This window comes from Bartonella sp. AP65SXKL, from assembly GCF_042195725.1.
Lineage (GTDB): Bacteria > Pseudomonadota > Alphaproteobacteria > Rhizobiales > Rhizobiaceae > Bartonella.
The window spans coordinates 1-854 of the sequence record NZ_JBHIOW010000081.1 but is presented as its reverse complement, the minus strand read 5'-3'; the positions used below and the strand labels follow the sequence as shown (position 1 = coordinate 854).

The window sequence follows — 854 nt, the reverse complement described above, 5'->3', positions numbered from 1 at the left end:
TCTGCTATCTGTTTGGATTCTCTTGACTCCGTTAATGCCTTCTCTACTGCCGTTTGTACTTGAGACGCTGTTTTTGTAAGTTCTCTAACAGAAGATGTCGCCCGTTCCGATAAACCTTTTGCTTCTTCGGCAATATCCTTCGCATCAGCGGCTGTCTGTTTGGCTCCATCTGCCTTCATACTTGCTTGTGTCGCTACTGTCTTAACTTCATGACACGTTGCTACCGCTGTTGCGGCTACTTGCGTCGTCTCTGTTGCTGTTTGGGAAGCATCTCTCGCTGTTTGTTCTGCACGTTCAGCAATGGATTTCGATTCATCGGCTAATCTCTTTGCTTCTGTCGAGACATGGACGGCGTTCTCACTTGCCTGCTTGACCTCTACAAAACTTTGCAATGCCGTAGCCAATGAACCTTTCGTACTACTTATTTCCCCTGTAGCTCTATCAAATCCTGCCTTCGCCTCTTCTGCCATTTGCTTGGCGGCTTCAGAGGCACCCTTGGCTTCTTCGGCTAATCCCTTGGCTGTATCCGCTGTATCTTTTGCACGATTAGCCGTTGTCGTTACTGCTGTAACCGCTTCACCCGTTTTGGTAACTTCGCTAAGCGCTCTTTCCGATACTTTTTTCGCCTCTTCTGCAACCTGTTGCGCGCCATTCGCACGCGCCATGGCTTTTTCTGCTTCTTTCCTTGCATTAACAACCTGCTCTAACGGCGCAAAGGTTTCATACGAATACAAAGAGGCCGTCCCTAAAAGCTTCGGAACAACAACGCTGTCTTGAGAAGTCCCTTCTCTGATTTCCTCTTTCGTTGCAACAGGTATCAAATATTCATGTTCATGATCGGGTATCTTCATCTG

Annotated in this window: 1 pseudogene; it reads right to left on the bottom strand. The window is 47.7% G+C overall.

Annotated elements, in window-relative coordinates:
- Positions 1–854, bottom strand: a pseudogene (locus ACFIMP_RS09780) (hypothetical protein); the annotation flags it as partial.